The sequence below is a fragment of the Variovorax sp. UC74_104 genome (assembly GCF_044055375.1).
Lineage (GTDB): Bacteria > Pseudomonadota > Gammaproteobacteria > Burkholderiales > Burkholderiaceae_C > Variovorax.
Window position 1 is genome coordinate 2,185,048 of record NZ_CP171978.1, and the last position, 23,640, is coordinate 2,208,687.

Consider the following 23,640-nt stretch of genomic DNA (forward strand, 5'->3'; position numbering starts at 1 on the left):
AAGTAATGGTTGAGGCCTGAAGTATCTCAGCGCTCGTCGAAAGAGAGAGTGACTCGTTCGGTCAGGGGGTGCGCCTGGCAGGTCAATACGAAACCCGCGGCCACTTCATTCTTGTCGAGCGCGAAGTTTCTTTCCATGCGGACTTCCCCGTCCACGCACTTCGCGCGGCAGGTGCCGCACACGCCAGAGGTGCACGAGAACGGCACCTCGAGCCCCGCGGCCGATGCCGCATCGAGGATGCTGGGCTGCCCTTCGGTGAAGGTGATCTCGCGCTGCAGGCCGTCGCGCACGATCGTGATGCGCGACTGCTCGGCGTCGCCCGGCTGGGCCTCGTGCACCACCGCGCCCACCTGGCTGGCCGAAGGCAGCGCGACGCCGAAGCGCTCGATGTGGATGCGGTCTTCCGGCACGCCAGCGGCCAGCAGCGCGGCCTCGGCCTCGTCGTTCATCTGGAAGGGGCCGCACACGTAGACGTGGTCGATGTCCGCGGCGGGCACCACGCTCGCCAGGAACTCGCCGATCTTCTCGCGGTTCATCACGCCGAAGCCCAGGGGCGAATCGGTGTGCTCGTCGGAGAACACGTGCTGCAGCACGAGGCGCGTCATGTAGCGGTTTTTCAGGTCCTCGATCTCTTCCTTGAACATCGTGGACTGCAGCTGGCGGTTGCCGTAGATCAGCGTGAAGCGGCTTTGCGGCTCGCGCGCCAGCACCGTCTTCATGATCGACAGGATGGGCGTGATGCCGCTGCCGCCCGCGATGCCGACATGGTGGCGCGCCGAGTCCGGCTCGATCGGCACGAAGAAGCGGCCCTGCGGCGCCATCACCTGGAGGGTGTCGCCCGGCTTCAGGCTGGCGTTGATCCAGTTGGAGAACACGCCGCCGCGCACCTTGCGCACGCCCACGCGCAGTTCGCCGTCGTCGAGGCCGGCGCAGATCGAATAGGAGCGGCGCAGGTCCTGGCCGTCGATGTCGTGGCGCAGCGTGAGGTACTGGCCCTGCGTGAAGCCGAAGACCTGCTGCAGGTCGGCCGGCACCTCGAAGGAGACGATGACGGCCTCGGCCGTGTCGGGCTCGATGGCCTTCACGCGCAGGGGGTGGAAGAGAGTGCTCATCGCGGGGTGCGTCTCAGATGGGTTTGAAGTGTTCGAAGGGTTCGCGGCAGGCCATGCAGCGGTACAGCGCCTTGCAGGCGGTGGAGCCGAATGCGGAAAGCCGCTCGGTGAGCTCGCTCGCGCAGCGCGGGCAGGCGATGCGCTCGCCGGCGATGCGGCCGAAGAGCCTGATCGGCATCGCGGTGCCGGCGGCCTGCTCCGCGTTCAGGTGCGCGGGCGGCGCGATGCCGTAGGCCTTGAGCTTGGCGCGGCCCTCGTCGCTGATCCAGTCGCTGGTCCATGCCGGCGCGCGGCGCAATGTGGCGCGCGCGCGGCCCAGACCGGCCTGCTCGATGGCGGCGAGCACGTCGTGCTCGATGGCCTCGGTGGCGGGGCAGCCGGAGTAGGTCGGCGTGAGCACGATCTCCAGGCCGTCGTCGTGTTCGATCACCTCGCGCACGATGCCGAGGTCGCACACCGACACGGCCGGCACCTCGGGGTCGGGCACCGTGTGCAGCACGGCCCATGCCGCATCGACGCGCGAGGCCAGGGCATTCATCACCACACGCCTCCCGGGTAGGAGCGCTGCAGGTGTTGCATCTCCGCGAGGATGTAACCCATGTGCTCGCTGTGCACGCCGTGCTTGCCGGTGCTGCGGAAGGCGGCTTCCTTCGGCATGGCGAGGCCGGCCGCGTCCAGCACCTGCTGCATCTCGGCGAGCCAGGGTTCGCGCAGTTCGCTCCATGCGGGGCCGAGGCCGCTGGCGCTGGCCGCGGCATCGACCTCGTCGCTGAAGAACAGCTCGGGCATGTAGAGCCACAGCTGCTTTAGCGCCTTCTCGGTGCGGCGGCGCGATTCGTCGGTGCCGTCGCCCAGTCGCACCACCCAGTCGCCCGAGTGCTGCTGGTGGTAGCGCGCTTCCTTCAGCGCCTTGCCGGCGATGGCCGCCACCTCGGGGTCGTTCGATGCGGCCAGGCGCTGCCACAGCAGCTTCAGCAGCGTCGACACCATCGTGTTGCGCACGACAGCGAAGGCGAAGTCGCCGCGCGGCAGTTCGGCGATGGTGAGGTTGAAGTAGTCGCGTTCGTCGCGCAGGTAGGCGAGCTGGTCTTCGTCGTGCTCGCGGCCGGTGCCTTCAAGCTTGCCGGCGTGCGTGAGCAGCGCGCGGGCCTGGCCGACGAGGTCGAGCGCGATGTTGGCCATCGCGATGTCTTCCTCCAGCACGGGCGCGTGGCCGCACCATTCGCCAAGCCGCTGCGCCAGCACCAGGCAGGTGTCGCCGATGCGCAGCAGGTATTGCACGGCGGGCGTGCGGTTCAGTTCGATCGATGCTTGCATGACGTTCTGTCCGCTCACATGTGGTCGACCGACTTGGGCAGGGCGTAGAAGGTCGGGTGGCGGTACACCTTGTCTTCGGCCGGGTCGAAGTACATGTCCTTCTCGCCCGGGTCGCTGGCCACGATCTGGTCGGAGCGCACCACCCAGATGCTGCTGCCTTCCTGGCGGCGGGTGTAGACGTCGCGCGCCATCTGGATCGCCATCTTCGGGTCGGCCGCGTGCAGGCTGCCGCAGTGCTTGTGGTCGAGGCCTGCCTTGCTGCGCACGAACACCTCCCACAGAGGCCATTCCTGTTTCGCTTCGGTGCTCATGCTGCTTCCTTGATCGGTTGATGTTGCTTGTTGGCGTGGGCCAGCGCGGCTTCGCGCACCCATGCGCCGTCTTCCCAGGCGTCGACGCGGGCCTGCAGGCGTTCGCGGTTGCAGGGGCCGTCGCCGCCGATCACGCGCCAGAACTCGCTCCAGTCGATGGCGCCGAAGTCGTGCGCCTGGCGCTCCTCGTTCCACTTGAGGTCGGGGTCGGGCAGGGTCACGCCGAGGATGCGCGCCTGCTCCACGGTGGCGTCGACGAACTTCTGGCGCAGCTCGTCGTTGCTGAAGCGCTTGATGCCCCAGCGCATCGACTGCGCGCTGTTGGGCGACTGGTCGTCCGGCGGGCCGAACATCATGATCGAGGGCCACCACCAGCGGTTGACCGCGTCCTGCACCATCGCCTTCTGCGCCTCGGTGCCGTGGGTCATCATGGTCAGCAGCGACTCGTAGCCCTGGCGCTGGTGGAAGCTCTCCTCGCGGCAGATGCGGATCATGGCGCGCGCATACGGCGCGTACGAGCAGCGGCAGATCGGCACCTGGTTCATGATGGCCGCGCCGTCCACCAGCCAGCCGATGGTGCCCATGTCGGCCCAGGTCAGCGTGGGGTAGTTGAAGATCGAGCTGTATTTGGCCTTGCCGCTGTGCAGCGCCTCGAACATCTGGTCGCGCGAGGTGCCCAGCGTCTCTGCAGCTGCATAAAGGTAGAGGCCATGGCCGCCCTCGTCCTGCACCTTGGCCAGCAGGATCGCCTTGCGCTTGAGCGTGGGCGCGCGGCTGATCCAGTTGCCCTCGGGCAGCATGCCGACGATCTCGGAATGCGCGTGCTGGCTGATCTGGCGCACCAGCGTCTTGCGGTAGTGCTCGGGCATCCAGTCTTTCGCCTCGATGAATTCTCCGGCGTCGATGTGCGCGTCGAAGCGTTCCTCGAGGCGCATCTCCTCTGCGGAGCGCACGGCCTTCTGCTTGCCGTCGCCTGCGTCCTTGCCCATGGTGTCCATCGCCTGGGTGTACATGTGCGTGTCCTTTCGGTCGGTGTTGGTAGTGGCTGGTCTCAGCGCGGGCGCGTGTCGATCACGCGGCGCGCCTTGCCGGTCTGGGTGCGTTCCATCTCGTCGGGGCCGTGCACCACCACGCGGGTGGAGATGCCGATGAGCGTCTTCACGCGGTGCTGCAGCCAGTCGCCGATCGCGGCGCGGTCGGCCGACGCGGCGTCGGCGGGCTTGAGCTCGCAGTGGATCTCGACTTGGTCGAGCTTGTCGGCGCGGCTCACGTGCACCTGGTAGAGACCCGAGAGCGCCTGGTGCGCGAGCACGATCTCCTCGACCTGCGTGGGGAAGACGTTGACGCCGCGGATGATCATCATGTCGTCGCTGCGCCCGACGATCTTGCCCATGCGGCGGAACGAGCGCGAGGTGGGCGGCAACAGGCGCGTGAGGTCGCGCGTGCGGTAGCGCACGATGGGCATGGCCTCCTTGCTCAGCGAGGTGAAGACGAGCTCGCCTTCCTCGCCGTCGGCCTTCAGCTCGCCGGTCTCGGGGTCGATGATCTCGGGGTAGAAGTGGTCTTCCCAGATGACGGGGCCGTCCTTGCTCTCCACGCATTCGCTGGCCACGCCGGGCCCCATCACTTCGCTGAGGCCGTAGATGTCGACCGCGTCGATGCCTGCACGGGCCTCGATGTCGCGGCGCATCGCCTCGGTCCACGGCTCGGCGCCGAAGATGCCGACCTCGAGCGAGCTCTCCTTCGCGTCGAGCCCCTGGCGCTCGAACTGCTCGATGATCACCTGCATGTAGCTGGGCGTGACCATGATGATGTTCGGCTTGAAGTCCTGGATGAGCTGCACCTGCTTCTCGGTCTGGCCGCCCGACATGGGGATGACGGTGCAGCCCGCGCGCTCGGCGCCGTAGTGCGCGCCCAGGCCGCCGGTGAAGAGGCCGTAGCCGTAAGACACGTGCACCATGTCGCCGGGCCGGCCGCCCGCGGCGCGGATGGAGCGGGCGACGAGGTCGGCCCAGGTGTCGATGTCCTGCAGCGTGTAGCCCACCACGGTGGGCTTGCCGGTGGTGCCCGACGATGCGTGGATGCGCGCGACCTTCTCGCGCGGCACGGCGAACATGCCGAAGGGGTAGTTGTCGCGCAGGTCGCTCTTCACCGTGAACGGGAACTTCGACAGGTCGGCCAGCGACTTCAGGTCGTCCGGGTGCACACCCTTGGCATCGAAAGCCTTGCGGTAGTGCGGCACGTTCTCGTAGGCGCGCTGCAGCGTGGTGCGCAGGCGGGCGATCTGAAGCGCAGCGATCTCGTCGCGGCTGGCGGTTTCGATGGGCTCGAGCTCGCCGGGAGCGGGGCGTTTGACTGTCATGGTGTGTTGTCTCCTCAGGCGGCTGCAGCGGCGGGCGGAACGGCCGGGCGGCCCTTGGCGGTGTAGGAGCGGCCGCGGAAGATCGCGATGCGCTCGCCGCGCTGGTTGGTGATTTCGGTGTCGTACACGCCGGTGCGCCCGGCCTTCGACACCTCGTGGCAGCGCGCGGTGAGCACGTCGCCTTCGCGCGCGGGGGCGATGAAATCGATGGCGAAGCCCGAGGCCACGGTGAGCTCGTCGTACGAGTTGCAGGCGAAGGCGAAGGTGGAATCGGCCAGCGTGGCCATGAAGCCGCCATGGCAGATCGCGTGGCCGTTGAGCATGTCGGGGCGCACGCGCATCTCGATGGTGGCCTGGCCGGGGCCGACCTCCACGATGCGCATGCCCAGGCCCTTGCTGGCGTTGTCGTTGGCGAACATGCCGTCGCGGACGTACTCGGCCGTCTGCTGGGGCGTGCGTTGCTGGTTGTTGTCGGTCATGGCTTCAGCGGTCCTTGAAGACGGGCGCGCGCTTGGTGCGGAAGGCCTCGACGCCTTCGCGGTAGTCGTCGGCGTTGCCCATCTCGCGCTGGATGCGGGCTTCCTCGGCCAGCGCCGCGCGCAGGTCCATGTGTTGCGCGGCGGCCATGGCCTCGCGAGTGGCGACGAGGGCGCGCGTGGGCATGCCGGCGAGCTTCGATGCGAGTGCGGCCGCCGTTTCGGCGAGCGCTGCGTCTTCCACGCACTGCCAGATCAGGCCGATGCGCGCGGCTTCCTCGGCGGGCAGCTTGTCGCCCAGCATCGCGATGCCCAGCGCGCGCGCCGAACCCACGAGGCGCGGCAGCAGCCAGGTGCCGCCGGTGTCGGGCACGAGGCCAATCTTGGTGAAGGCCTGGATGAAGCTGGCGGAACGCGCGGCCACCACGAGGTCGCAGCACAGCGCGAGGTTGGCGCCCGCGCCGGCGGCCACGCCGTTGACGGCGGCGACAACCGGCACCGGCATCGAGCGCAGTCGGGCGACCAAAGGGGCGTACCAGGTGGAGATGACATGGCCCAGGTCCTTGGGCGCGGCGCCGGGCGTCGAATCGGGCGCGACGGACGGGTCGGCCAGGTCCTGCCCCGCGCAGAAGGCGCGGCCGGCACCCGTGAGCACCACGCAGCGCACGCTTTCGTCGGCTGCCGCGGCTTCCAACTCGGCCATCAGCGCTTCATGCAGTTGCGTCGTGAAGCTGTTGAGGGCAGCCGGCCGATTGAGGCTCAGCGTGCGGACGGCGCCGGCGTTGCTGGTGAGTACCAAAGGCTCAGTCATCGCTTGTCTCTTTCATCCTTTGTGGGTACGAGTCGGCGTGCAAACACTATTGACCGACCGTTCGGTTGATTTTAGGATCGACCTCGATGGGGGCACAAGGCGGCTCGATCAGGGCAAACCCTGAGAGCGCACCGAAAGCCAGCCAAGACAAGACAAGGAGACAGACCGAATGCCCAGCTATTCCATCGACGGCGTGATCCCGGTCGTCGACCCGAGCGCCTACGTGCATCCCACGGCCGTGCTGATCGGCGACGTGATCGTCGGCCCCAACTGCTACGTAGGCCCCTGCGCCAGCCTGCGCGGCGACTTCGGCCGCATCGTGCTGGAGGAGGGCTCCAACGTGCAGGACCACTGCTGCATCCACGGCTTTCCCGACAACGACACGGTGGTGGAGGTCAACGGCCACATCGGCCACGGTGCGATCCTGCACAGCTGCATCGTGCGGCGCGACGCGCTGGTGGGCATGAACGCGGTGGTGATGGACGAGGCCGAGATCGGCGAGAAGGCCATCGTCGCCGCATGCGCCTTCGTGCCCGCCGGCATGAAGGTGCCCGCGCGCACGCTGAGCGCCGGGATTCCCGCGAAGGTGAAGCGCGAGCTGAGCGACGACGAGATCGCCTGGAAGCTCGAAGGCACCCAGACCTACCAGGCGCTCACGGTGCGCAGCCTCGCGAGCCTGCGCGAGGTGGAGCCGCTTTCCAGCGTGGAGAAGAACCGCCCGAGCCTGCCGGCCACCGAGGTGCGGTCGCTCATTGCCACCAAGCGGGGCTGACGACTGCCTTCGCGCTTCGTGCAAGATCGCCCGTTTCCTTCAACACCGAACGACAACCGAGGAACAGCAACCGATGCCGCGTGGAAGATCCGCCACCTACGAGGACCAGCGTGAATTCATCCTCGCGCAGGCCGCCCAGTTGTTCGCGCGCAGCGGCTATCCCGCCACCTCGATGAACCAGGTGGCCGAGGCCTGCGGCCTCTCGAAGGCCACGCTCTACCACTACTACAAGGACAAGAGCAGCCTGCTCATCAGCATCGCCGAGACGCACGTGTCGAAGCTGGCCGCGCTGGTGGCCGAGGAAGAGGCCTCCACGCACACCGACGAGGAGCGCCTGCGCCGCTTCATCTACCGCATCGTCGAGGAGTACGCCGGCGCGCAGGACGCGCATCGCGTGCTGACCGACGACGTGCGCTTTCTGGAAGAGGCCGACCGCGAGCGCGTGCTCGACAAGGAGCGCGAGGTGGTCGCGGGCTTCGCACGTGCCGTGTCGGCGCTGCGCCCCGGCGCGCCCAGCGACGACCTCGCCAAGCCGCTGACCATGCTGCTGTTCGGCATGATCAACTGGATGTTCACCTGGATGAAGCCCGACGGCCGGCTCGACCACGCGGCCATCGCGCCGATCGTGGCCGACCTGTTCCTGGGCGGCATCGGGGCGGTGAAGTCGCCCGAGGCGCCGGCCGCCCCGCGAGGCGTCAAAGAATCCGGTTGAACCAGAGCAGCGAGAGCCCGGCCGACAGCAGCGTCAGCACCGCCGCGCACATCGCGAACAGCGCGGAGATCTCGGTTTCCTTCTTCTCCACCGTGAGCTTGGAGCTCAGCGTCTCGTAGACCTTCTTCAGGTCGTTGGCGGTGCCTGCGTAGAAATACTCGGCGTTGGTCTTGTTGGCGATGGCCTTGAGCGTGTCCTCGTCGAGGCGCACGCGCATCGACCAGCCCTCGAAGCCGATGGTCTCGCCGTCGACCGTGCCCACGCCCACCGTGTAGATGCGCACGCCGCGGTCCGCTGCCGCCTTGGCCGCGTCCAGCGGATCGACGCCGGTGGTGCGCTGACCGTCGGTCAGCATGATGACCGCGGCCGATGTGAACGAGCCCGGCGCCACCGGCGTGAATTCCTTGAGCTTCTTCTCATTCTGGTCGATGGCCGCGCCGCGCTGGCGGCTGGGCGAGCTGAACTGCTCGACGTCGATGCCCGCGTCGGGGAAGAGCGTCGCCAGCGACACCACGATGGCGTTGCCCGTGGCGGTGGCGCGCTGCAGCTGGAAGCTGTCGATGGCGGTCACCAGGTCTTCGTGGTTGGTGGTGGGCAGCTGCGCCACCTGCGCGCTGCCCGCGAAGGCGACGATGCCCACCTTCACGGTGCGCGGCAGGTCCTTGATGAAGCTCTTGGCCGCCTCCTGCGCCGCCACGAGGCGGTTGGGCTGCACGTCGGCAGCGCGCATGCTGCCCGAGACGTCCATCGCCAGGATGATGGTCTGCTGGTTCGACGGCAGCACCACCACCGCCATCGGCCGCGCCGCGGCCACCAGCATCGCGGCCATGGCCAGCAGGAACAGCAGGGGCGGCAGGTGCCGCCGCACGCTCTGCCCGGCGCCCATGGCCTCGCGCACGATCGACAGGCTGGCGTAGCGCACCGCGAGCTTCTTCTTGCGGCGCAGCAGCCACAGGTAGAGCAGGATCAGCAGCGGCAGCGCCGCCAGCAGCCAGAGGAATTGGGGCCAGAGAAAAGTCATGCTGCCACCGCCTTCAGGCCAGCCGGGCCGATGCGCGCGCGGCGCTTGCGCAGATCGGCGAAACGGACGATGGCTTCCACCAGGTCGTCATTGGTCGAGAGTTCGAGTGCATCGACGCCGGCCCGCGCCAGCGTCTCGCGCAATGTAGTTTCGCGCTCGGCCGCCAGCCGGGCGAAGCGCTTGCGAAAGCCCGCGTCGTGGGTGTCGACCCAGAGCTGCTCGCCGGTCTCGGCATCGCGCAGCGGCACAAGGCCGAGGTCGGGCAACTCCAGCTCGAGCGGGTCGAACAGGCGAACCGCGACCACCTCGTGGCGCTGCACCAGGTGGCCCAGCGGGCGTTCCCAGCCGGGCTCGCTGAGGAAGTCGGACACCACGAACACCGTGGAGCGCCGGGGCATCAGCGTGGCGGCGGACTTGAGCAGGTCGGCCAGGCGCGTCATGCCTTTCTGCGTGGGCGCGGCCTCGGCCTTGCCGGCGCGTTTTTCCATCGCATGCAGCAGGTGCAGCACATGGCGCCGGCCGCTGCGCGGGGGAATCACCGCTTCGAGGTCGCTGCCGTAGACCAGCGCGCCGACCCGGTTGCCGTGCCGCGTGAGCAGCCGCGCCAGCACGCCGACGAAGCCCGCCGAGATCTCGCGCTTGGCCTTCAGGCCAGAGCCGAAGTCGACAGAGCGGCTCAGGTCGAGCACGAACCACGCGGCCATCTCGCGGTCTTCGGTGAACACGCGCACGTGCGGCGTCTGCAGCCGCGCGGTGACGTTCCAGTCGATGTGGCGCACGTCGTCGTGATGCTGGTACTCGCGCAGGTCGGCCAGGTCGAGCCCGGTGCCGCGCATCAGCGTGCGGTAGTCGCCCTGCAGCAGGCCGTCGAGGCGGCGGATCACGGTCCATTCGAGCCGGCGCAGCGCGCGTTCCGCCCCGCCGGCTTCCATGGCGAGCCGGTCGTCGTTCGCGGCCGCGGGGGCCTTACGCCACCAGCTTTTCATGTTCCAGGGGCTTCGGAGGAGCGGGGACCGCGCGCATGATCTTCTCGACCAGGCTGTCGGGCGTCAGGCCTTCGGACAAGCCTTCGTAGGAAAGCGTCACACGATGGCGCAGCACGTCCGGCACCAGCGCCGTCATGTCCTCGGGCAGCGCGTAGCTGCGGCCGCGCAGCAAGGCGAGTGCGCGCGCGCCCTCGGTCAGGCTGATGCTGGCGCGCGGGCTGGCACCGAAGGTGATGAAGCGGCGCAGCTCCTTCAGCCCATGCTTCTCGGGCGTGCGCGTGGCCGACACCAGCTTCACCGCGTACTGGATGAGCGAGGGGTCGACGTACACGCGCCGCGCCTCGGCCTGCAGCGCCGCGAGCTGCTCGGTGGTGGCGACCGGCGTGGCGTTGACCGCGGGGCCGATCACGCGCTGGACGATGACGAACTCTTCCTCGTCGCTCGGATAGTCGACCAGCACCTTCATCATGAAGCGGTCGACCTGCGCCTCGGGCAGCGGGTAGGTGCCCTCGGTCTCGATGGGGTTCTGCGTGGCCATCACGAGGAACGGGCGCGGCACCTTGTGCGTCTCGCCGGCAATCGTCACCTGGCGCTCCTGCATCACCTCGAGCAGCGCGCTCTGGACCTTGGCCGGCGCGCGGTTGATTTCGTCGGCCAGCAGCAGGTTGGCGAACACCGGGCCCAGCGAGGTGCTGAAGTCGCCGGTCTTCTGGTTGTAGATGCGCGTGCCCACCAGGTCGGCTGGCACCAGGTCGGGCGTGAACTGGATGCGCTTGAACTGGCCGCGCACGGTGTCGGCCAGCGTCTTCACCGTGAGCGTCTTCGCCAGTCCCGGCACGCCTTCGACCAGCAGGTGCCCGCCCGCGAGCATGGCGACCATCACGCGCTCCAGGAAGCGGTCCTGGCCCACGACCACGCGCTTCACCTCGTAGAGGATCTGCTCCATCAGTTCGGCCGTGCCGGCTGGCGTGGGGTTGGCGGTGGTCTCTGCTGTGCTCATGCGAAGGGCTTTCGAGAGGAAGGGAAGAGAAGAAGATCAGAAGGGCGGCGAACCCGCGGCCGAGGCTGCGTTCTCTATGGGCACGGCGAAGCCGATGCCGATGAAGGTGCGCTGCTGCGTCGGGTTGAGGATGGCGGTGACGATGCCGAGCACCTCGCCGTCCATGTTGATGAGCGGCCCGCCCGAATTGCCAGGGTTGGCCGCCGCGTCGAACTGGATCAGGTTGCCCAACTCCTGCTTGCCCTCGGGCGAGCGGAACGAGCGCTTCAGGCCCGACACCACGCCGGCCGAAACCGAGGGCCCGATGCCGAACGGAAAGCCCACCGCCGCCACCTGGTCGCCGGGGCGCAGGTCGGCGGTGGAGCGCATGGTGGCGGGAATCAGGTCGTCGGGAATCTTCTGCGCCTGCAGCACCGCGAGGTCGTTCTCGGGCTGCACGCCGGTGATGGTGGCCGGGGCTTCCAGGCCGTCGTAGAAGGTGACCTTGATCTTGTCGGCGCCCGCGACCACGTGCAGGTTGGTGAGGATCACGCCCTTGTCGACGATCACCACGCCCGTGCCCACGCCGCGTTCGACTTCGCCCGGACCGGCTCCATCGTTGGGCGCCTCGGGCGGCTTGCCCTTGGCCATGTTGCGGCCGCGCTTCTGGATCTTGGCCTCGGGCGTGTTCTTCTCCTCGCCGTAGCTCACCACCCGCACCACAGAAGGCCGGATGATGTCGGCCGCCTTGGCCGCAGGCGAGGGCAGGGTGTTGGTCTGCAGCGTGCGCAGCACGGCCGCGTCGATGTCTTTCTGCGTGAGGGCCTTGGCGCCGGGGCGGGGCATCCACAGCGCGGCGCCGGTGACCATCGCGGCCGACAGCAATATGAGCAGTGCGAAGCTGCGGCGGCCGGGCTGCCAGCCGGCTTTCTTCACGTTCACGGGAGCCGCTGGCGGGGCCGAGTCCGATGCGGCGCCCTCGGGCGATGCCGCAGCATCCGCCCGCTCGGCCGCTTCGTCTGCGGCCGAGGGCAGCACGCGGGGCGAGCGGCTGTAGAAAGCGGGCCTGCGCATCGGAGTACCTCCGGCTAAAAAATCGCAAATCGCGTGTACAGGAGTTCACAGTAGCACGCTTTCCGCGCCTGCGCATCCCATCGGGCATCATCGAGCGATGGCTACCTTCATCGATACCCACTGTCATCTGGACGCGCCCGAATTCGGTGCGGAGATGCCGGTCCTGCGCGCCCGCGCCGCCGAACGGGGGGTGGCGATGTGCGTGATTCCGGCCGTGGCCGTCTTCAATTTCGCCACCGTGCGCGAGCTGGCCCACGTGCAGGGCGATGCCTATGCCCTGGGGATCCACCCGCTGTGCACCGGCGAGGCGAAGGACGAGGACCTGGAAGCCCTCGACGCCGAACTGGCCGCGCGGCGCGACGACCCGCGGCTGGTGGCGGTGGGCGAAATCGGGCTCGACTATTTCGTCGAGGGGCTGGACGGCGAAAAGCAGGAGCGGTTCTTTCACACTCAGTTGCAACTGGCACGCAAGCACGGGTTACCCGTGCTCATCCACGTGCGGCGCTCGGTGGACAAGGTGCTCAAGCACCTGCGGCAGACGGCGGGCGGCAAGCCGTGGCCGGGCATCGCCCACGCCTTCAACGGCAGCGAGCAGCAGGCCGGGGCGTGCATCGAGCTCGGGCTCAAGCTCGGCTTCGGCGGCGCGGTGACCTTCGAGCGCGCATTGCAGCTGCGGCGCCTGGCCTCCACGCTGCCGATGGAATCGATCGTCATGGAAACCGACGCGCCCGACATCCAGCCGCACTGGATCTACCGCACGCAGGCCCAGCGCGATGCCGGCGAGCCGCAGGGCCGCAACGAGCCGGCGCAGCTGCCGCGCATCGCGCAGGTGGTGGCGGATCTGCGGGGCATCGGCATCGACGTGCTGGCCGAAGCGACCACCCGCAATGCGGTCTCGGCGCTTCCGAAGCTCCAAAGTCTGCTGTCCGCGTCGGATGGCCGGCCGCACTCCGCGTAGGCCGATTTCCCGAGTTGCGCCCGGGCGCGTCATCGGGCCTTTTTTGCTGTCATCCTTGAAGTTCGGAGTGGCGTTGGTTGTGCAGTGGCACATCCGTCACTCCCATACTTCACTCAAAAAAGGAGTCTTTCGATGACCAAATCCTTCGTACGCACCGTTCCTGTCGTGGTCGCCCTGGCGCTCGCATCCATCGGCCTGTCGGCCGCCGCGCAGACCGCAGCCACCACCACCGAGCCCTCCACCACCGAGAAGGTGAAGGAAGCCGGCAAGGACGCAGTGAACGCCACCGAGCGCGGCGCGGAAAAGGCCTGGGACACCACCAAGAGCACGACCAAGAAGGCCGTGAACGCCACCGAGCGCGGCACCAAGAAGGCCTGGAACGCGACCAAGCGCACCACCAAGAAGGCGACCAACGCCACCAAGAACGCAGCCGCGAAGACCGGCGACGCCGTCGAGAACGCCGGCCACAAGACGGCAGACGGCATGCGCAGCACCGGCAAGGCCATCGGCGAGAAGATCCCGGGCACGGCCGAGAACGAAGCCGCCAAGAAGTAAGCGATCAGCCACAGGGCAGGTCCGGCAGCGTTCCGGGCCTCGCGAACGAATGAAAGAACCCGCCCCGGCGGGTTTTTTCATGCCCGCTCGCCGGCAGGGCCGTGGTGTGCTGCCAGTCAGGTGACGGTGCTACGCTGGACGAGGTCCGTCTCCGGGGCTCCGGGGCCCCGGGATCAGGCGGAAGGATGGAGAAGGAAGAAGTGACTTACTCCAGCGCCTCGCAAGTCGTGCGGCAGATCCTCGAAGGGCCGGTCACCCGGCCGGCGCTGCTGCGCTGGCGGCGCCAGCAGTTTCTTTCCGCGGCCGGCTTCGGCAGCTACTTCGGGCTGTTCGAAAGCTTCGCGCAGGCGCGCGACTGGCTGCCGGCCAGCCCAGAGTTCGACAACGCGGCCCTTGCGTCCGAGTACGTGGACGTGCGTGCGAAGAAGGTCTTCGCCTACGACTACCCGGTGATGTGGTGGCTCCAGCGTGCATTCGGCGAAGGCGCCGCGAGCGTGCTCGACATCGGCGGCTCGGTCGGCGTCCACTTCCATGCGTATGGCCGCTATCTGCGGATGCCGCCCGGGTTGTCGTGGCGCGTCGTCGAGGTGCCCGCCATCGCAGCCGTCGGCCGGGACATGGCGGCCCAGGCCGGCGCCATTGCACTGAGCTTCGCCGGCGACCTCGACCAGGCGCTGCGTGAAGGCGACGAGATCTGGATCGCCGCGGGTTCCCTGCAGTATTTCGAGGATGCGCGCCCCGGCGACCTGCTGCGGCGGAGCAGGGCGCGGCCCCGGCACCTGCTGCTGAACAAGCTGCCCCTCTACGACGGCCAGGACTACGTCACCACGCAGAACATCGGTTCCGGCTGCTTCGCGCCGGCGCATGTCTATAACCGCCGGCGCTTCGTCGAGGAAGTGGAAGAGCAGGGCTACGTCCTGCGCGACCAATGGCAGGTGCTGGAGCGCTCCCTCTACCTGCCGGGTTTTCCCGAGTGCTGCGTTCCATCGTTCAGCGGACTCTGCTTCTCGGCTTCATGAGCCGGGCGCCCCGGGGGGCATCCGGGCGGTGGCACGATACCGTCCATGAAGCTTCCCGTCGTACCCGATGCAGCCGCCGGACCCGTGCTCACCGGCCTGCCGCCCATCGTCTCGCCGAAGACCGTCGTGCTCGTCCTCGGCAGCTTCCCCGGGGTCAGGTCGCTAGAACTGCAGCAGTACTATGCACACCCCCAAAACCAGTTCTGGAAGATCCTGCAAGCCGTGTGGCCCGATATTCCCCTTCCCTCGGGCGTAGACAGCTACGCGCGGCGCTGCCGGTGGCTGCTCGACCGCGGCCTGGGCGTGTGGGACGTCTACGCGTCCTGCGAGCGCGAGGGCAGCCTCGATTCGGCCATCCGTGCGCCGGTGGCGAACGACATCGCCGGCCTGCACCTGCCCAAGCTCGCCGCCATCGCGCACAACGGCGGCGAGAGCTTCAAGCATGCGCGCCACACCCGCACCCTCGGCGTGCCGGTCTACCAGCTGCCTTCCACCAGCCCCGCCAACGCGTCGTGGAGCTTCGAGCGCAAGCTCGCGGCCTGGCGCGAGGTTCTGGCCGCCCACAAACTAGTCGCCTGACCCGCAGCATCGATGGCATCGAGCAAAACTCCCATTTCCCTACCCGAAGTCAATTTTTCCGACTGGGGCGACATCCGTTATCTGCACCTCGGCACCGAATGGGTCCAGGGCTCCATGAAGCTCGATGCGCCCTTCGAGATCGAGCTTGAGTACGTGCAGCGCATGATGGCCTGGCTGCTCTTCGCCGATCCCAAGACCGTGGCCAGCCGCCACGCCATGCAGCTCGGCCTGGGCGCGGCCACGCTCACCAAGTTCAGCCGCAAGATCCTGCGCATGCGCACCACCGCGATCGAGCTCAATCCGCAGGTGGTGTCGGCCTGCCGCGGCTGGTTCAAGCTGCCGCCGGACGACCCGAAGCTGCGCGTGGTGATCGCCGATGCCGCGGCCGAGATCCGCAAGCCCGAATGGCATGGCACGGTCGACGCGCTGCAGGTCGACCTGTACGACCACGAGGCCGCCGCGCCCGTGCTCGACAGCGAAGACTTCTATGCCGACTGCCGCGCGCTGCTCACCGATGACGGTTGCATGACCGTCAACCTTTTCGGCCGCTCGTCGAGCTACGAGCGCAGCCTCGAGAAGATTTCGGCCGCCTTCGGCGCCGATGCGGTGTGGGCCTTCAAGCCGACGCGCGAAGGCAACACGGTGGTGCTCGCGCAGCGCACCCCGAGCCGCCCGAAGCGCGAGGCGCTTGCCGAGCGCGCCCAAACGATCCAGACTCGCTGGGGCTTGCCCGCACCCAAATGGCTCCGGGTCTTCAAGCCGCTGAATCCGACACTCACCCGAACCTGAACCCGAACGACACACGGCTCATGAGCGCTGTACCCGCTGCTTCCGCCCCCGCCACGCTGGCCGCGCGCCACGAAGGCCCGCTCGACCTGCGCCGCCTGATCGAATGGCTTGCCGCCGACGGCGTGATTTCCCCGCACGAGGCCAAGCGCACCATCGCCCGCTGCGCGCAGGCCGAGAGCCGCCAGGCGCCGCTGGTGCGCCTGGCCAACGTCGCCATGACCCGCGAGAGCGACAACAAGCCGCTCGACCTCGAAATGCTCACGCAGTGGCTCGCGGGCCGCGCGGGCCTTTCCTATTTGCGCATCGACCCGCTCAAGGTCGACGTGGGCAAGGTGGCCGACACCATGAGCGCGGCCTACGCCGAGCGCCACAAGGTGCTGCCGGTGCAGGTGCTCCCCAACGAGGTGGTGGTGGCCACGGCCGAGCCCTTCCTCACCGACTGGATCGCCGAGGTGGAGCGCCAGGCGCGCCGCTCGGTGCGGCGCGTGGTGGCCAATCCGGCCGACATCCAGCGCTACACGGCCGAGTTCTTCGCGCTCGCGAAGTCGGTGCGCGCCGCACAGAAGGCGGGCGGCAGCACCAGCACCACGAGCTTCGAGCAGTTGGTGGAGCTCGGCAAGAGCAACAAGCAGCTCGACGCCAACGACCAGAGCGTGGTGCAGGTGGTCGACTGGCTGTGGCAGTACGCCTTCGACCAGCGCGCGAGCGACATCCACCTGGAGCCGCGCCGCGAGCAGGGCGTGATCCGCTTCCGCATCGACGGCATCCTGCATCCGGCCTACCAGATGCCCATGGGCGTGATGAATGCGATGGTCGCGCGCATCAAGCTGCTGGGCCGCATGGACGTGGTCGAGAAGCGCCGCCCGCTGGACGGCCGCATCAAGACCCGCAACATGCGCGGCGAAGAAGTCGAAATGCGCCTGTCGACGCTGCCCACCGCCTTCGGCGAGAAGATGGTGATGCGCATCTTCGACCCCGACACCGCGGTGAAGGACCTCGACGCGCTGGGCTTCGCGCAGCACGACGCGCAGCGCTGGGAGCAGCTGGTCACGCGGCCCAACGGCATCATCCTGGTGACCGGGCCCACGGGCTCGGGCAAGACCACCACGCTGTACTCCACGCTCAAGCGTGTGGCGACCGAGGAGGTCAATGTGAGCACGGTGGAGGACCCGATCGAAATGATCGAGACCTCCTTCAACCAGACGCAGGTGCAGCCGCAGCTGGACTTCGGCTTCACCGAGGGCCTGCGCGCGCTGATGCGGCAGGACCCGGACATCATCATGGTCGGCGAAATCCGCGACCTCGCCACCGCCGAAATGGCGGTGCAGGCCGCGCTCACCGGCCACCTGGTGTTCAGCACGCTGCACACCAACGATGCGCCCAGCGCCATCACCCGGCTCATGGAGCTGGGCGTGCCCTCGTACCTCATCAACGCCGTGATGCTGGGCGTGCTCGCGCAGCGCCTCGTGCGCACGCTGTGCCCCAACTGCAAGCAGCCCGACGACACCGTCAACCGCGAGAAGCTCGAAGCCATCGTCAAGCCCTGGCAGATCACCGGCTCGGTGCGCGCCTACAAGCCGGTGGGCTGCGTCGACTGCCGCATGACCGGCTACATGGGCCGCATGGGGCTCTACGAGCTGCTGAGCGTCAGCGAGCCGTTCAAGAGCCAGGTCACGAAGGAGCCCAACCTCGCCGGGCTGCGCCGCCAGGCCGTGATCGACGGCATGCGGCCGCTGCGGCTGGCCGGCGCGCTGCGCGTGGCCGAGGGCGTGACCACCATCGAAGAGGTGCTAAGCGCCACGCCTCCGCTGGAGTGACCCGCGCCGCGCTCCAGCCACCCCGGGAGCGGCGAATGCTCCCGGGTTATCCCTAAGACTTTGGTTAGTGGAATCCACATCGGGCTGACCGGAAGCTGACTCGACAATCCCGCATCGAAATTTGTTCGAGGAGACTGTTCGTGAAGATCAAGAGTCAGAAAGACTTTTTCTCGGGTCTGATGTTCACGGTGGTGGGCGTGGCGTTCGCATGGGGCGCCACCACCTACACCGTGGGCACCGGGGCCCGGATGGGACCGGGTTACTTCCCGTTGATGCTCGGCATTCTGATGGCCCTCATCGGCCTCGGGATCATGTTCACCGGGCTCAGCGTCGAGACCACCGACGGCGAGAAGATCGGCAAGTGGGCCTGGAAGCAGGTGGTGTACATCCTCGGCGCCAACCTGGCGTTCGGCGTGCTGCTCGGCGGCCTGCCGAGCCTCGGCATTCCGGCCATGGGCATGATCATCGCCATCTACGCGCTGGTGATCATCGCCAGCCTCGCGGGCCACGAGTTCAAGCTGCCCAGCGTGCTGGTCCTGGCCACCGTGCTGGCCGTCGGCAGCTACGTCGCGTTCATCTGGGCGCTCAAGCTCCAGATCCAGGTCTGGCCGACCTTCATCACCGGTTGAGACGAAAGCCGATTCCACCATGGACCTGATCCACAACCTTTCCGTCGGTTTTGGCGTCGCCTTTACCTTCACCAACCTGCTGTACTGCCTGATCGGCTGTATCTTGGGCACGCTGATCGGCGTGCTGCCCGGCATCGGCCCGGTCGCGACCATCGCGATGCTGCTGCCGGCAACCTACGCGCTGCCGCCGGTTTCGGCGCTGATCATGCTGGCCGGTATCTATTACGGCGCCCAGTACGGCGGCTCCACCACTGCGATTCTGGTCAACCTGCCCGGTGAGTCTTCATCGGTGGTGACAGTGATCGACGGCTACCAGATGGCGCGCAAGGGCCGAGCGGGCCCGGCGCTCGCCGCCGCCGGCCTGGGCTCGTTCTTCGCGGGCTGCGTCGGTACGCTGATCCTGGCTGCCTTCGCGCCGCCGCTGACCGAGCTGGCCTTCAAGTTCGGCCCGGCCGAATACTTCTCGCTGATGATCCTGGGCCTGATCGGCGCCGTGGTGCTGGCCTCGGGCTCGCTGCTGAAGGCCATCGCGATGATCGTGCTGGGCCTGCTGATGGGCCTGGTCGGCACCGACGTGAACTCGGGCGTCGCCCGCTACAGCTTCGACATTCCTGAACTCACCGACGGCATCGGCTTCGTGGCCATCGCCATGGGCGTGTTCGGCTACGGCGAAATCATCGCGAACCTCTCGCGTCCCGACGACGAGCGCGAAGTGTTCACCGCCAAGGTTTCGGGCCTGTTCCCGACCAAGGAAGACTTCAAGCGCATGACGCCCGCCGTGCTTCGCGGCACGGCGCTGGGTTCCGCACTGGGCATCCTGCCCGGCGGCGGTGCGCTGCTGGCTGCCTTCGCTGCCTACACGATCGAGAAGAAGACCAAGCTGAAGCCGGGCGAAGTGCCCTTCGGCAAGGGCAACATCCGCGGCGTGGCGGCTCCCGAGTCGGCCAACAACGCCGGTGCGCAGACCTCCTTCATCCCGCTGCTGACGCTGGGCATCCCCCCCAACGCCGTGATGGCGCTGATGGTGGGCGCGATGACCATCCACAACATCCAGCCGGGCCCGCAGGTGATGACCAGCAACCCCGAGCTGTTCTGGGGCCTGATCGCCTCGATGTGGCTGGGCAACGCGATGCTGATCATCCTGAACCTGCCGCTGATCGGCATGTGGATCAAGCTGCTGTCGGTGCCCTACAAGTACCTGTTCCCGGCCATCGTGCTGTTCTGCGCGATCGGGGTGTACTCGACCAACAACAACACCTTCGACATCTGGATGGTGGGCATCTTCGGCCTGGTGGGCTACACCTTCTTCAAGCTGGGTTGCGAGCCTGCGCCGCTGCTGCTGGGCTTCATCCTGGGCCCGATGATGGAAGAGAACCTGCGCCGCTCGCTGCTGCTGTCGCGCGGCGACTGGAGCGTGTTCGTCACGCGCCCGATCTCGGCGAGCCTGCTGGCCGCGGCAGCCCTGCTGCTGATCATCGTGCTGCTGCCGGCCGTGAAGTCGAAGCGCGAAGAGGCTTTCGTCGAGGACTGATCCCGGCTTTGCACTCTCTGCACAACGGCGCCTTCGGGCGCCGTTTTTGTTTGCAGGCTTCTTTTTCTTCAGGGCTTCTGTGCGCGCGGCTTCATGTGTTGCCGCGCCATCGCCAGGAAAGCCATCGCTGCCGGGCTCAGCGGATGCTTGGCCAGCCGGATGGCGACCACCGGGTACTCGAGCACGGGCCGCGTCACGCCCACGGCGCGCAGGTTGCCGGGCATCAGCACTTCGACGTAGCGGGGTGCCAGCGCGACCCCCGCGCCGGCCTGGATGAGGCCGAAGGCTGTGGAGAGCATCGAGACGTGGTGCACGACCTGCGGGTACACGTTGGCCACGCTCGCGAGCTGGCGGCTCACGGCGCGCCACACGTTGGCATCGGGGTTGACGTGGATGAAGGGCAGGCCTTCGAGCCGCCTGGCCTCGACCGTCTCGTGCTGTGCGAGCGGATGGTCGTCGCGCACGAAGAGGGCCATGCGCTCGGTGAAGAGGGGCTCGGTCGCCAGCTCGGAGTGCTTCTGGCCGATGTCGGAGCCGAAGCCCAGGTCGGCCTCCTGCGAGAGCACGCGCGAGATCATCTGCTCGGCGGTGCTGTCGAGCAGCGTGGCGGCGAGCGTCGGATGCGTTTGCGAGAAGCGGCCCAGCAGCGGCGGCAGCAGGGCGCCCGCCGTCAGGTGGCCCACCGCCAGCACGATGCGGCCCTCGCGCAGCTGCGACTGCGAGCGGCAGGCGACGACAGAATCGTCGATCAGCCGCAGCGCCCGCACGGCGGTGTCGACCATCATCTGGCCCGCGTTGGTCATGCGGATGCGGCGCCCGCGCACCACCAGCGGCTGCGCCAGTTCTTCCTCGAGCCGCTTGATCAGGTGGCTGATGGCGGGCTGGGTGAGCTGCAGTGCCTCGGCCGCCAGCGTGAAGCTGCCGGTCTCGGCCACTGCCGCCAGCGCCCGCAGCTGCTGCAGCGAGATTTCCTCGGCGGGGGCTCGTGTCATAAACAGCGTTGATAGTTGAATAAGCTGGATTATCTGGCTTGATCCACCGCCGCTGCATAGCATGCTCGGTCCCCCTCACTGGCACAGAATTCCTTCCCGCACATGAAACGCCTCCAGTTCCTCCAGGTGCTCGCCGTCGCGCTCGGCATGGCCGCCTCGTCCGCCAGCCTGGCGCAGGGCTATCCGAACAAGCCGATCCGGCTGATCGTTCCGTTCCCGGCCGCGGGCGCCACCGACCTCTTCGCCCGCACGCTGGGGCAGAAGATGGGCGACAAGCTGGGTACCACGCTGGTGGTCGACAACAAGCCCGGCGCCGGCGGCGCCATCGGCTCCGACCAGGCCGCCAAGGCCGCGCCGGACGGCTACACCATCCTGCTGGCCACCACCAGCACGCACTCCATCGGCCCCGCAATCAGCAAGCTGCCCTACGACACGGTGCGCGACTTCACGCCCATCGCGCACGTGGGCGATGCCGCCAGCATCATGCTGGTGCCGGTCAATTCGCCCGCAAAGACGGTGCGCGAGTGGATCGATTACGCGAAGAAGAACCCGGGCAAGCTCAACTACGCATCGAGCGGCAACGGCACCATCGTGCAGCTCACGGCGGAGCTCTTCAAGGCGCAGGCCGGCGTGTTCGTCACGCACATTCCCTACAAGGGCACGGCCCTGGCCATTCCCGACCTGATCAGCGGCAAGGTCGACGTGCTGTTCGACTCGCTGCCCACCGGCATGCCGCACGTGCGCGACGGCCGCCTGCGCGCGCTGGGCGTCACCTCGCTCAAGCGCAGCCCGCTGGCTCCCGAGCTGCCGGCCATTGCCGACACCCTGCCGGGCTACGAGTCGAACACCTGGTTCGGCTTCTACGGCCCGAAGAACCTGCCGGCGGACATCGTCGCGAAGATCAACAAGGCCGCCAACGACGCGCTGGCCGACCCCGAGGTGAAGGAAAAGCTGGCGCGCCTGGGCATCGAGCCCGCCGTGCCGGGCACGCCGGACCAGTTCGCGAAGATGGTCGCGACCGATGCGGCCAAATGGAAAAAGATCGTCGTAGACCGCAAGATCACCAACGAGTAATGGCTCTCCCCCAGGCTGCGCGAACTTCGTTCGCTTCGCCAACCCCCTTCCGGGGGCAACACCTGCGGCCCGGCAAAGCCGGTTCCGGCGGTGTTCCCGATTGTTCAAGTCATCTCTGAAGGCACGTTATGAAGTTTGACTACGCCAACCCCTACCTCTCCACGCGCATCCCGATCTTCGCGCGCAACGTGGTGTCGACCTCCCACCCGCTGGCCTCGCAGGCCGGGCTGCGCATCCTGCAGCAGGGCGGCAACGCGGTCGACGCGGCCATCGCCACCGCGGCGGTGATGACGCTGGTGGAGCCGGTGAGCAACGGCCTGGGCAGCGACGCCTTCTGCATCCTGTGGGACGGCGAGAAGCTGCACGGCCTCAACGCTTCGGGCCCTGCGCCCAAGGCCTGGACGCCCGAATACTTCAAGGCCAAGTACGGCGCCGACGCAGCCAATCCGCCGATGCGCGGCATCGACTCGGTCACCGTGCCGGGCGCGGTGCGCGGCTGGGTGGCGCTGAGCGAGCGCTTCGGCAAGCTGCCCTTCGCCGACCTGCTGGCGCCGGCCATCGACATCGCCGAGCGCGGCTACCTCGTGCCGCCGGTGGTGCAGGGCAAGTGGGCCGCGGCCACGCCGGTGCTGCAGTCGCAGCCGGGCTTCGCGCAGACCTTCCTGCCGTGGGGTCGCGCGCCCGAGGTGGGCGAGATGTTCCGCTTCACGGCCGCAGCGCGCGCGCTCAAGGCCATCGCCCGCACCAAGGGCGAGGCCTACTACAGCGGCGAGATCGCCGACGCGCTCGCCAGGTTCTCCGCCGAGCAGGGCGGCGCGCTCACCGTGGCCGACCTCGCGGCCTACCAGCCCGAGTGGGTCGAGCCCATCTCGCGCGACTACCGCGGCCACACGCTGCACGAGATCCCGCCCAACGGCCAGGGCATCGCGGCGCTGATCGCGCTGGGCATCCTGGAGAAGTTCGACATCGCCTCGCTGCCGGTCGACTCGGTCCAATCGCAGCACCTGCAGATCGAGGCCATGAAGCTGGCCTTCGCCGACGTGTACCGCTACGTGTCGGAGCGCAAGACCATGGAAGTGACCACCGAGCAGATGCTCGACGACGCCTACCTGGCCTCGCGCGCACGCCTCATCGACGTGAAGAAGGCGCAGGACTTCAAGGCCGGCAACCCGGTGAAGGGCGGCACCATCTACCTCACGGCCGCCGACGAGAGCGGCATGATGGTCAGCTTCATCCAGAGCAACTACATGGGCTTCGGCTCGGGCTGCGTGGAGCCCGAATACGGCATCAGCCTGCAGAACCGCGGCCACGGCTTCAGCCTGAAGGCTGAGAGCCCGAACGTGGTGGCGCCGGGCAAGCGGCCCTTCCACACCATCATCCCGGCCTTCCTCACGAAGGGCGGCCAGCCGGTCATGAGCTTCGGCGTGATGGGCGGCAACATGCAGCCGCAGGGCCACATGCAGACGCTGGTGCGCATGCTCGACTACGGGCAGAACCCGCAGGCCGCCTGCGACGCGCCGCGCTGGCGCTTCAACGCGGGGCTGGAGATCAACGTCGAGGCCGCGATGAACCCGGCCACGGTGCAGGGCCTGCGCGAGCTGGGCCACCACCTGGAAGTCATCAACGATTCCTACCAGGACTTCGGCGCCGGCCAGTTCATCTGGCGCGCGGGCGAGCCCTCGGTCGAAGGCTACGTGGCCGCCAGCGACCCGCGCCGCGACGGCGCGGCTGCGGGGTACTGAGCGCGGGCGAGGCAAGGGTTCG

General features: G+C 68.0%; 25 protein-coding genes. 12 read left to right on the top strand and 13 right to left on the bottom strand.

The window, feature by feature from the left end; genetic code table 11:
• Nucleotides 1–26: 26 nt before the first annotated feature.
• The 8 genes from paaE to ACHMXA_RS10185 are packed head-to-tail and all read right to left on the bottom strand — an operon-like array spanning nt 27 to nt 6,389.
• On the bottom strand, nt 27–1,112 hold the full coding sequence (gene paaE / locus ACHMXA_RS10150) for a 1,2-phenylacetyl-CoA epoxidase subunit PaaE (RefSeq protein WP_395320553.1): 1,086 nt from the start codon (nt 1,110–1,112) through the stop codon (nt 27–29).
• Nucleotides 1,113–1,125: 13 nt separating this feature from the next.
• Nucleotides 1,126–1,650 carry a 1,2-phenylacetyl-CoA epoxidase subunit PaaD gene (gene paaD, locus ACHMXA_RS10155; protein ID WP_395320554.1) on the bottom strand — a complete coding sequence of 175 codons (525 nt, stop codon included), beginning with the start codon at nt 1,648–1,650 and terminating at the stop codon, nt 1,126–1,128.
• A complete protein-coding gene (gene paaC, locus ACHMXA_RS10160; RefSeq protein ID WP_395320555.1) occupies nt 1,650–2,429 on the bottom strand; it encodes a 1,2-phenylacetyl-CoA epoxidase subunit PaaC in 780 nt (259 codons plus the stop codon). Before paaC ends, paaD begins: the two co-directional genes overlap by 1 nt.
• Before the next feature lie 14 nt (nt 2,430–2,443).
• Entirely contained in the window at nt 2,444–2,740 is a 297-nt protein-coding gene (gene paaB / locus ACHMXA_RS10165; protein ID WP_019654318.1) for a 1,2-phenylacetyl-CoA epoxidase subunit PaaB, read from the bottom strand.
• Nucleotides 2,737–3,753 carry a 1,2-phenylacetyl-CoA epoxidase subunit PaaA gene (gene paaA / locus ACHMXA_RS10170; RefSeq protein WP_395320556.1) on the bottom strand — a complete coding sequence of 339 codons (1,017 nt, stop codon included), beginning with the start codon at nt 3,751–3,753 and terminating at the stop codon, nt 2,737–2,739. The genes paaB and paaA overlap by 4 nt, the downstream gene beginning before the upstream one ends.
• Before the next feature lie 38 nt (nt 3,754–3,791).
• Nucleotides 3,792–5,102: a phenylacetate--CoA ligase PaaK gene (gene paaK / locus ACHMXA_RS10175; protein ID WP_395320557.1), complete on the bottom strand. Its 1,311-nt coding sequence runs from the start codon at nt 5,100–5,102 to the stop codon at nt 3,792–3,794.
• Nucleotides 5,103–5,116: 14 nt separating this feature from the next.
• Nucleotides 5,117–5,581 carry a hydroxyphenylacetyl-CoA thioesterase PaaI gene (gene paaI, locus ACHMXA_RS10180; protein WP_126182732.1) on the bottom strand — a complete coding sequence of 155 codons (465 nt, stop codon included), beginning with the start codon at nt 5,579–5,581 and terminating at the stop codon, nt 5,117–5,119.
• A 4-nt stretch (nt 5,582–5,585) separates the two neighbouring features.
• Nucleotides 5,586–6,389 (bottom strand): enoyl-CoA hydratase-related protein, encoded by an 804-nt coding sequence (locus ACHMXA_RS10185; RefSeq protein ID WP_395320558.1) that lies wholly within the window; start codon nt 6,387–6,389, stop codon nt 5,586–5,588.
• A gap of 169 nt (nt 6,390–6,558) precedes the next feature.
• On the opposite strand from ACHMXA_RS10185, the gene ACHMXA_RS10190 reads away from it, so the two are divergent.
• Entirely contained in the window at nt 6,559–7,161 is a 603-nt protein-coding gene (locus tag ACHMXA_RS10190; RefSeq protein ID WP_395320559.1) for a phenylacetic acid degradation protein PaaY, read from the top strand.
• Between the two features lie 73 nt (nt 7,162–7,234).
• Entirely contained in the window at nt 7,235–7,873 is a 639-nt protein-coding gene (locus ACHMXA_RS10195; protein WP_176668030.1) for a TetR/AcrR family transcriptional regulator, read from the top strand.
• On the opposite strand, the gene ACHMXA_RS10200 is transcribed toward ACHMXA_RS10195, so the two are convergent.
• From ACHMXA_RS10200 to ACHMXA_RS10215, 4 genes are read right to left on the bottom strand one after another with little or no spacing between them, the layout of a single operon-like run.
• Nucleotides 7,857–8,894: a VWA domain-containing protein gene (locus ACHMXA_RS10200; RefSeq protein ID WP_176668031.1), complete on the bottom strand. Its 1,038-nt coding sequence runs from the start codon at nt 8,892–8,894 to the stop codon at nt 7,857–7,859. The genes ACHMXA_RS10195 and ACHMXA_RS10200 overlap by 17 nt on opposite strands.
• On the bottom strand, nt 8,891–9,880 hold the full coding sequence (locus ACHMXA_RS10205) for a DUF58 domain-containing protein (RefSeq protein ID WP_176668032.1): 990 nt from the start codon (nt 9,878–9,880) through the stop codon (nt 8,891–8,893). The genes ACHMXA_RS10200 and ACHMXA_RS10205 overlap by 4 nt, the downstream gene beginning before the upstream one ends.
• Nucleotides 9,861–10,880 carry an AAA family ATPase gene (locus tag ACHMXA_RS10210; protein WP_395320560.1) on the bottom strand — a complete coding sequence of 340 codons (1,020 nt, stop codon included), beginning with the start codon at nt 10,878–10,880 and terminating at the stop codon, nt 9,861–9,863. Before ACHMXA_RS10210 ends, ACHMXA_RS10205 begins: the two co-directional genes overlap by 20 nt.
• A gap of 36 nt (nt 10,881–10,916) precedes the next feature.
• Nucleotides 10,917–11,933 (bottom strand): S1C family serine protease, encoded by a 1,017-nt coding sequence (locus ACHMXA_RS10215; RefSeq protein WP_395320561.1) that lies wholly within the window; start codon nt 11,931–11,933, stop codon nt 10,917–10,919.
• Nucleotides 11,934–12,030: 97 nt separating this feature from the next.
• On the opposite strand from ACHMXA_RS10215, the gene ACHMXA_RS10220 reads away from it, so the two are divergent.
• The 8 genes from ACHMXA_RS10220 (at nt 12,031) to ACHMXA_RS10255 (ending at nt 19,810) form a co-directional block, all read left to right on the top strand.
• The gene (locus tag ACHMXA_RS10220) at nt 12,031–12,891 is read left to right on the top strand and encodes a TatD family hydrolase (protein ID WP_395320562.1); all 861 of its coding nucleotides are present in this window, start codon (nt 12,031–12,033) and stop codon (nt 12,889–12,891) included.
• Between the two features lie 132 nt (nt 12,892–13,023).
• Entirely contained in the window at nt 13,024–13,446 is a 423-nt protein-coding gene (locus ACHMXA_RS10225; protein WP_395320563.1) for a hypothetical protein, read from the top strand.
• A gap of 200 nt (nt 13,447–13,646) precedes the next feature.
• On the top strand, nt 13,647–14,465 hold the full coding sequence (locus ACHMXA_RS10230; RefSeq protein ID WP_395320564.1) for a methyltransferase, TIGR04325 family: 819 nt from the start codon (nt 13,647–13,649) through the stop codon (nt 14,463–14,465).
• 45 nt (nt 14,466–14,510) lie between these two features.
• Nucleotides 14,511–15,044: a DNA-deoxyinosine glycosylase gene (locus tag ACHMXA_RS10235; RefSeq protein WP_395320565.1), complete on the top strand. Its 534-nt coding sequence runs from the start codon at nt 14,511–14,513 to the stop codon at nt 15,042–15,044.
• 12 nt (nt 15,045–15,056) lie between these two features.
• Complete coding sequence (locus tag ACHMXA_RS10240) at nt 15,057–15,833, top strand: spermidine synthase (protein ID WP_395320566.1); 777 nt, start codon at nt 15,057–15,059, stop codon at nt 15,831–15,833.
• A 20-nt stretch (nt 15,834–15,853) separates the two neighbouring features.
• Nucleotides 15,854–17,650, top strand: coding sequence for a GspE/PulE family protein (locus ACHMXA_RS10245; RefSeq protein ID WP_395320567.1), 1,797 nt, complete (start codon nt 15,854–15,856; stop codon nt 17,648–17,650).
• Between the two features lie 140 nt (nt 17,651–17,790).
• Entirely contained in the window at nt 17,791–18,279 is a 489-nt protein-coding gene (locus ACHMXA_RS10250; RefSeq protein WP_176668040.1) for a tripartite tricarboxylate transporter TctB family protein, read from the top strand.
• A gap of 19 nt (nt 18,280–18,298) precedes the next feature.
• On the top strand, nt 18,299–19,810 hold the full coding sequence (locus ACHMXA_RS10255; RefSeq protein ID WP_019654301.1) for a tripartite tricarboxylate transporter permease: 1,512 nt from the start codon (nt 18,299–18,301) through the stop codon (nt 19,808–19,810).
• 68 nt (nt 19,811–19,878) lie between these two features.
• Here ACHMXA_RS10255 and ACHMXA_RS10260 read toward each other — a convergent pair whose 3' ends face one another.
• Entirely contained in the window at nt 19,879–20,802 is a 924-nt protein-coding gene (locus tag ACHMXA_RS10260; protein WP_395320568.1) for a LysR family transcriptional regulator, read from the bottom strand.
• Between the two features lie 102 nt (nt 20,803–20,904).
• Between ACHMXA_RS10260 and ACHMXA_RS10265 the strand changes: the two genes are divergently transcribed.
• Nucleotides 20,905–21,876, top strand: a complete 972-nt coding sequence (locus ACHMXA_RS10265; protein ID WP_395320569.1) for a Bug family tripartite tricarboxylate transporter substrate binding protein — start codon at nt 20,905–20,907, stop codon at nt 21,874–21,876.
• A gap of 128 nt (nt 21,877–22,004) precedes the next feature.
• Nucleotides 22,005–23,618, top strand: coding sequence for a gamma-glutamyltransferase family protein (locus tag ACHMXA_RS10270; RefSeq protein WP_395320570.1), 1,614 nt, complete (start codon nt 22,005–22,007; stop codon nt 23,616–23,618).
• The last annotated feature ends 22 nt before the right edge of the window (nt 23,619–23,640 follow it).

Coding starts and splice junctions, on each gene's coding strand:
- paaE (WP_395320553.1), bottom strand. CDS start 1,112: ATGAGCACTCTCTTCCACCCCCTGCGCGTGAAGGCCATCGAGCCCGAC.
- paaD (WP_395320554.1), bottom strand. CDS start 1,650: ATGAATGCCCTGGCCTCGCGCGTCGATGCGGCATGGGCCGTGCTGCAC.
- paaC (WP_395320555.1), bottom strand. CDS start 2,429: ATGCAAGCATCGATCGAACTGAACCGCACGCCCGCCGTGCAATACCTG.
- paaB (WP_019654318.1), bottom strand. CDS start 2,740: ATGAGCACCGAAGCGAAACAGGAATGGCCTCTGTGGGAGGTGTTCGTG.
- paaA (WP_395320556.1), bottom strand. CDS start 3,753: ATGTACACCCAGGCGATGGACACCATGGGCAAGGACGCAGGCGACGGC.
- paaK (WP_395320557.1), bottom strand. CDS start 5,102: ATGACAGTCAAACGCCCCGCTCCCGGCGAGCTCGAGCCCATCGAAACC.
- paaI (WP_126182732.1), bottom strand. CDS start 5,581: ATGACCGACAACAACCAGCAACGCACGCCCCAGCAGACGGCCGAGTAC.
- ACHMXA_RS10185 (WP_395320558.1), bottom strand. CDS start 6,389: ATGACTGAGCCTTTGGTACTCACCAGCAACGCCGGCGCCGTCCGCACG.
- ACHMXA_RS10190 (WP_395320559.1), top strand. CDS start 6,559: ATGCCCAGCTATTCCATCGACGGCGTGATCCCGGTCGTCGACCCGAGC.
- ACHMXA_RS10195 (WP_176668030.1), top strand. CDS start 7,235: ATGCCGCGTGGAAGATCCGCCACCTACGAGGACCAGCGTGAATTCATC.
- ACHMXA_RS10200 (WP_176668031.1), bottom strand. CDS start 8,894: ATGACTTTTCTCTGGCCCCAATTCCTCTGGCTGCTGGCGGCGCTGCCG.
- ACHMXA_RS10205 (WP_176668032.1), bottom strand. CDS start 9,880: ATGAAAAGCTGGTGGCGTAAGGCCCCCGCGGCCGCGAACGACGACCGG.
- ACHMXA_RS10210 (WP_395320560.1), bottom strand. CDS start 10,880: ATGAGCACAGCAGAGACCACCGCCAACCCCACGCCAGCCGGCACGGCC.
- ACHMXA_RS10215 (WP_395320561.1), bottom strand. CDS start 11,933: ATGCGCAGGCCCGCTTTCTACAGCCGCTCGCCCCGCGTGCTGCCCTCG.
- ACHMXA_RS10220 (WP_395320562.1), top strand. CDS start 12,031: ATGGCTACCTTCATCGATACCCACTGTCATCTGGACGCGCCCGAATTC.
- ACHMXA_RS10225 (WP_395320563.1), top strand. CDS start 13,024: ATGACCAAATCCTTCGTACGCACCGTTCCTGTCGTGGTCGCCCTGGCG.
- ACHMXA_RS10235 (WP_395320565.1), top strand. CDS start 14,511: ATGAAGCTTCCCGTCGTACCCGATGCAGCCGCCGGACCCGTGCTCACC.
- ACHMXA_RS10240 (WP_395320566.1), top strand. CDS start 15,057: ATGGCATCGAGCAAAACTCCCATTTCCCTACCCGAAGTCAATTTTTCC.
- ACHMXA_RS10245 (WP_395320567.1), top strand. CDS start 15,854: ATGAGCGCTGTACCCGCTGCTTCCGCCCCCGCCACGCTGGCCGCGCGC.
- ACHMXA_RS10255 (WP_019654301.1), top strand. CDS start 18,299: ATGGACCTGATCCACAACCTTTCCGTCGGTTTTGGCGTCGCCTTTACC.
- ACHMXA_RS10260 (WP_395320568.1), bottom strand. CDS start 20,802: ATGACACGAGCCCCCGCCGAGGAAATCTCGCTGCAGCAGCTGCGGGCG.
- ACHMXA_RS10265 (WP_395320569.1), top strand. CDS start 20,905: ATGAAACGCCTCCAGTTCCTCCAGGTGCTCGCCGTCGCGCTCGGCATG.
- ACHMXA_RS10270 (WP_395320570.1), top strand. CDS start 22,005: ATGAAGTTTGACTACGCCAACCCCTACCTCTCCACGCGCATCCCGATC.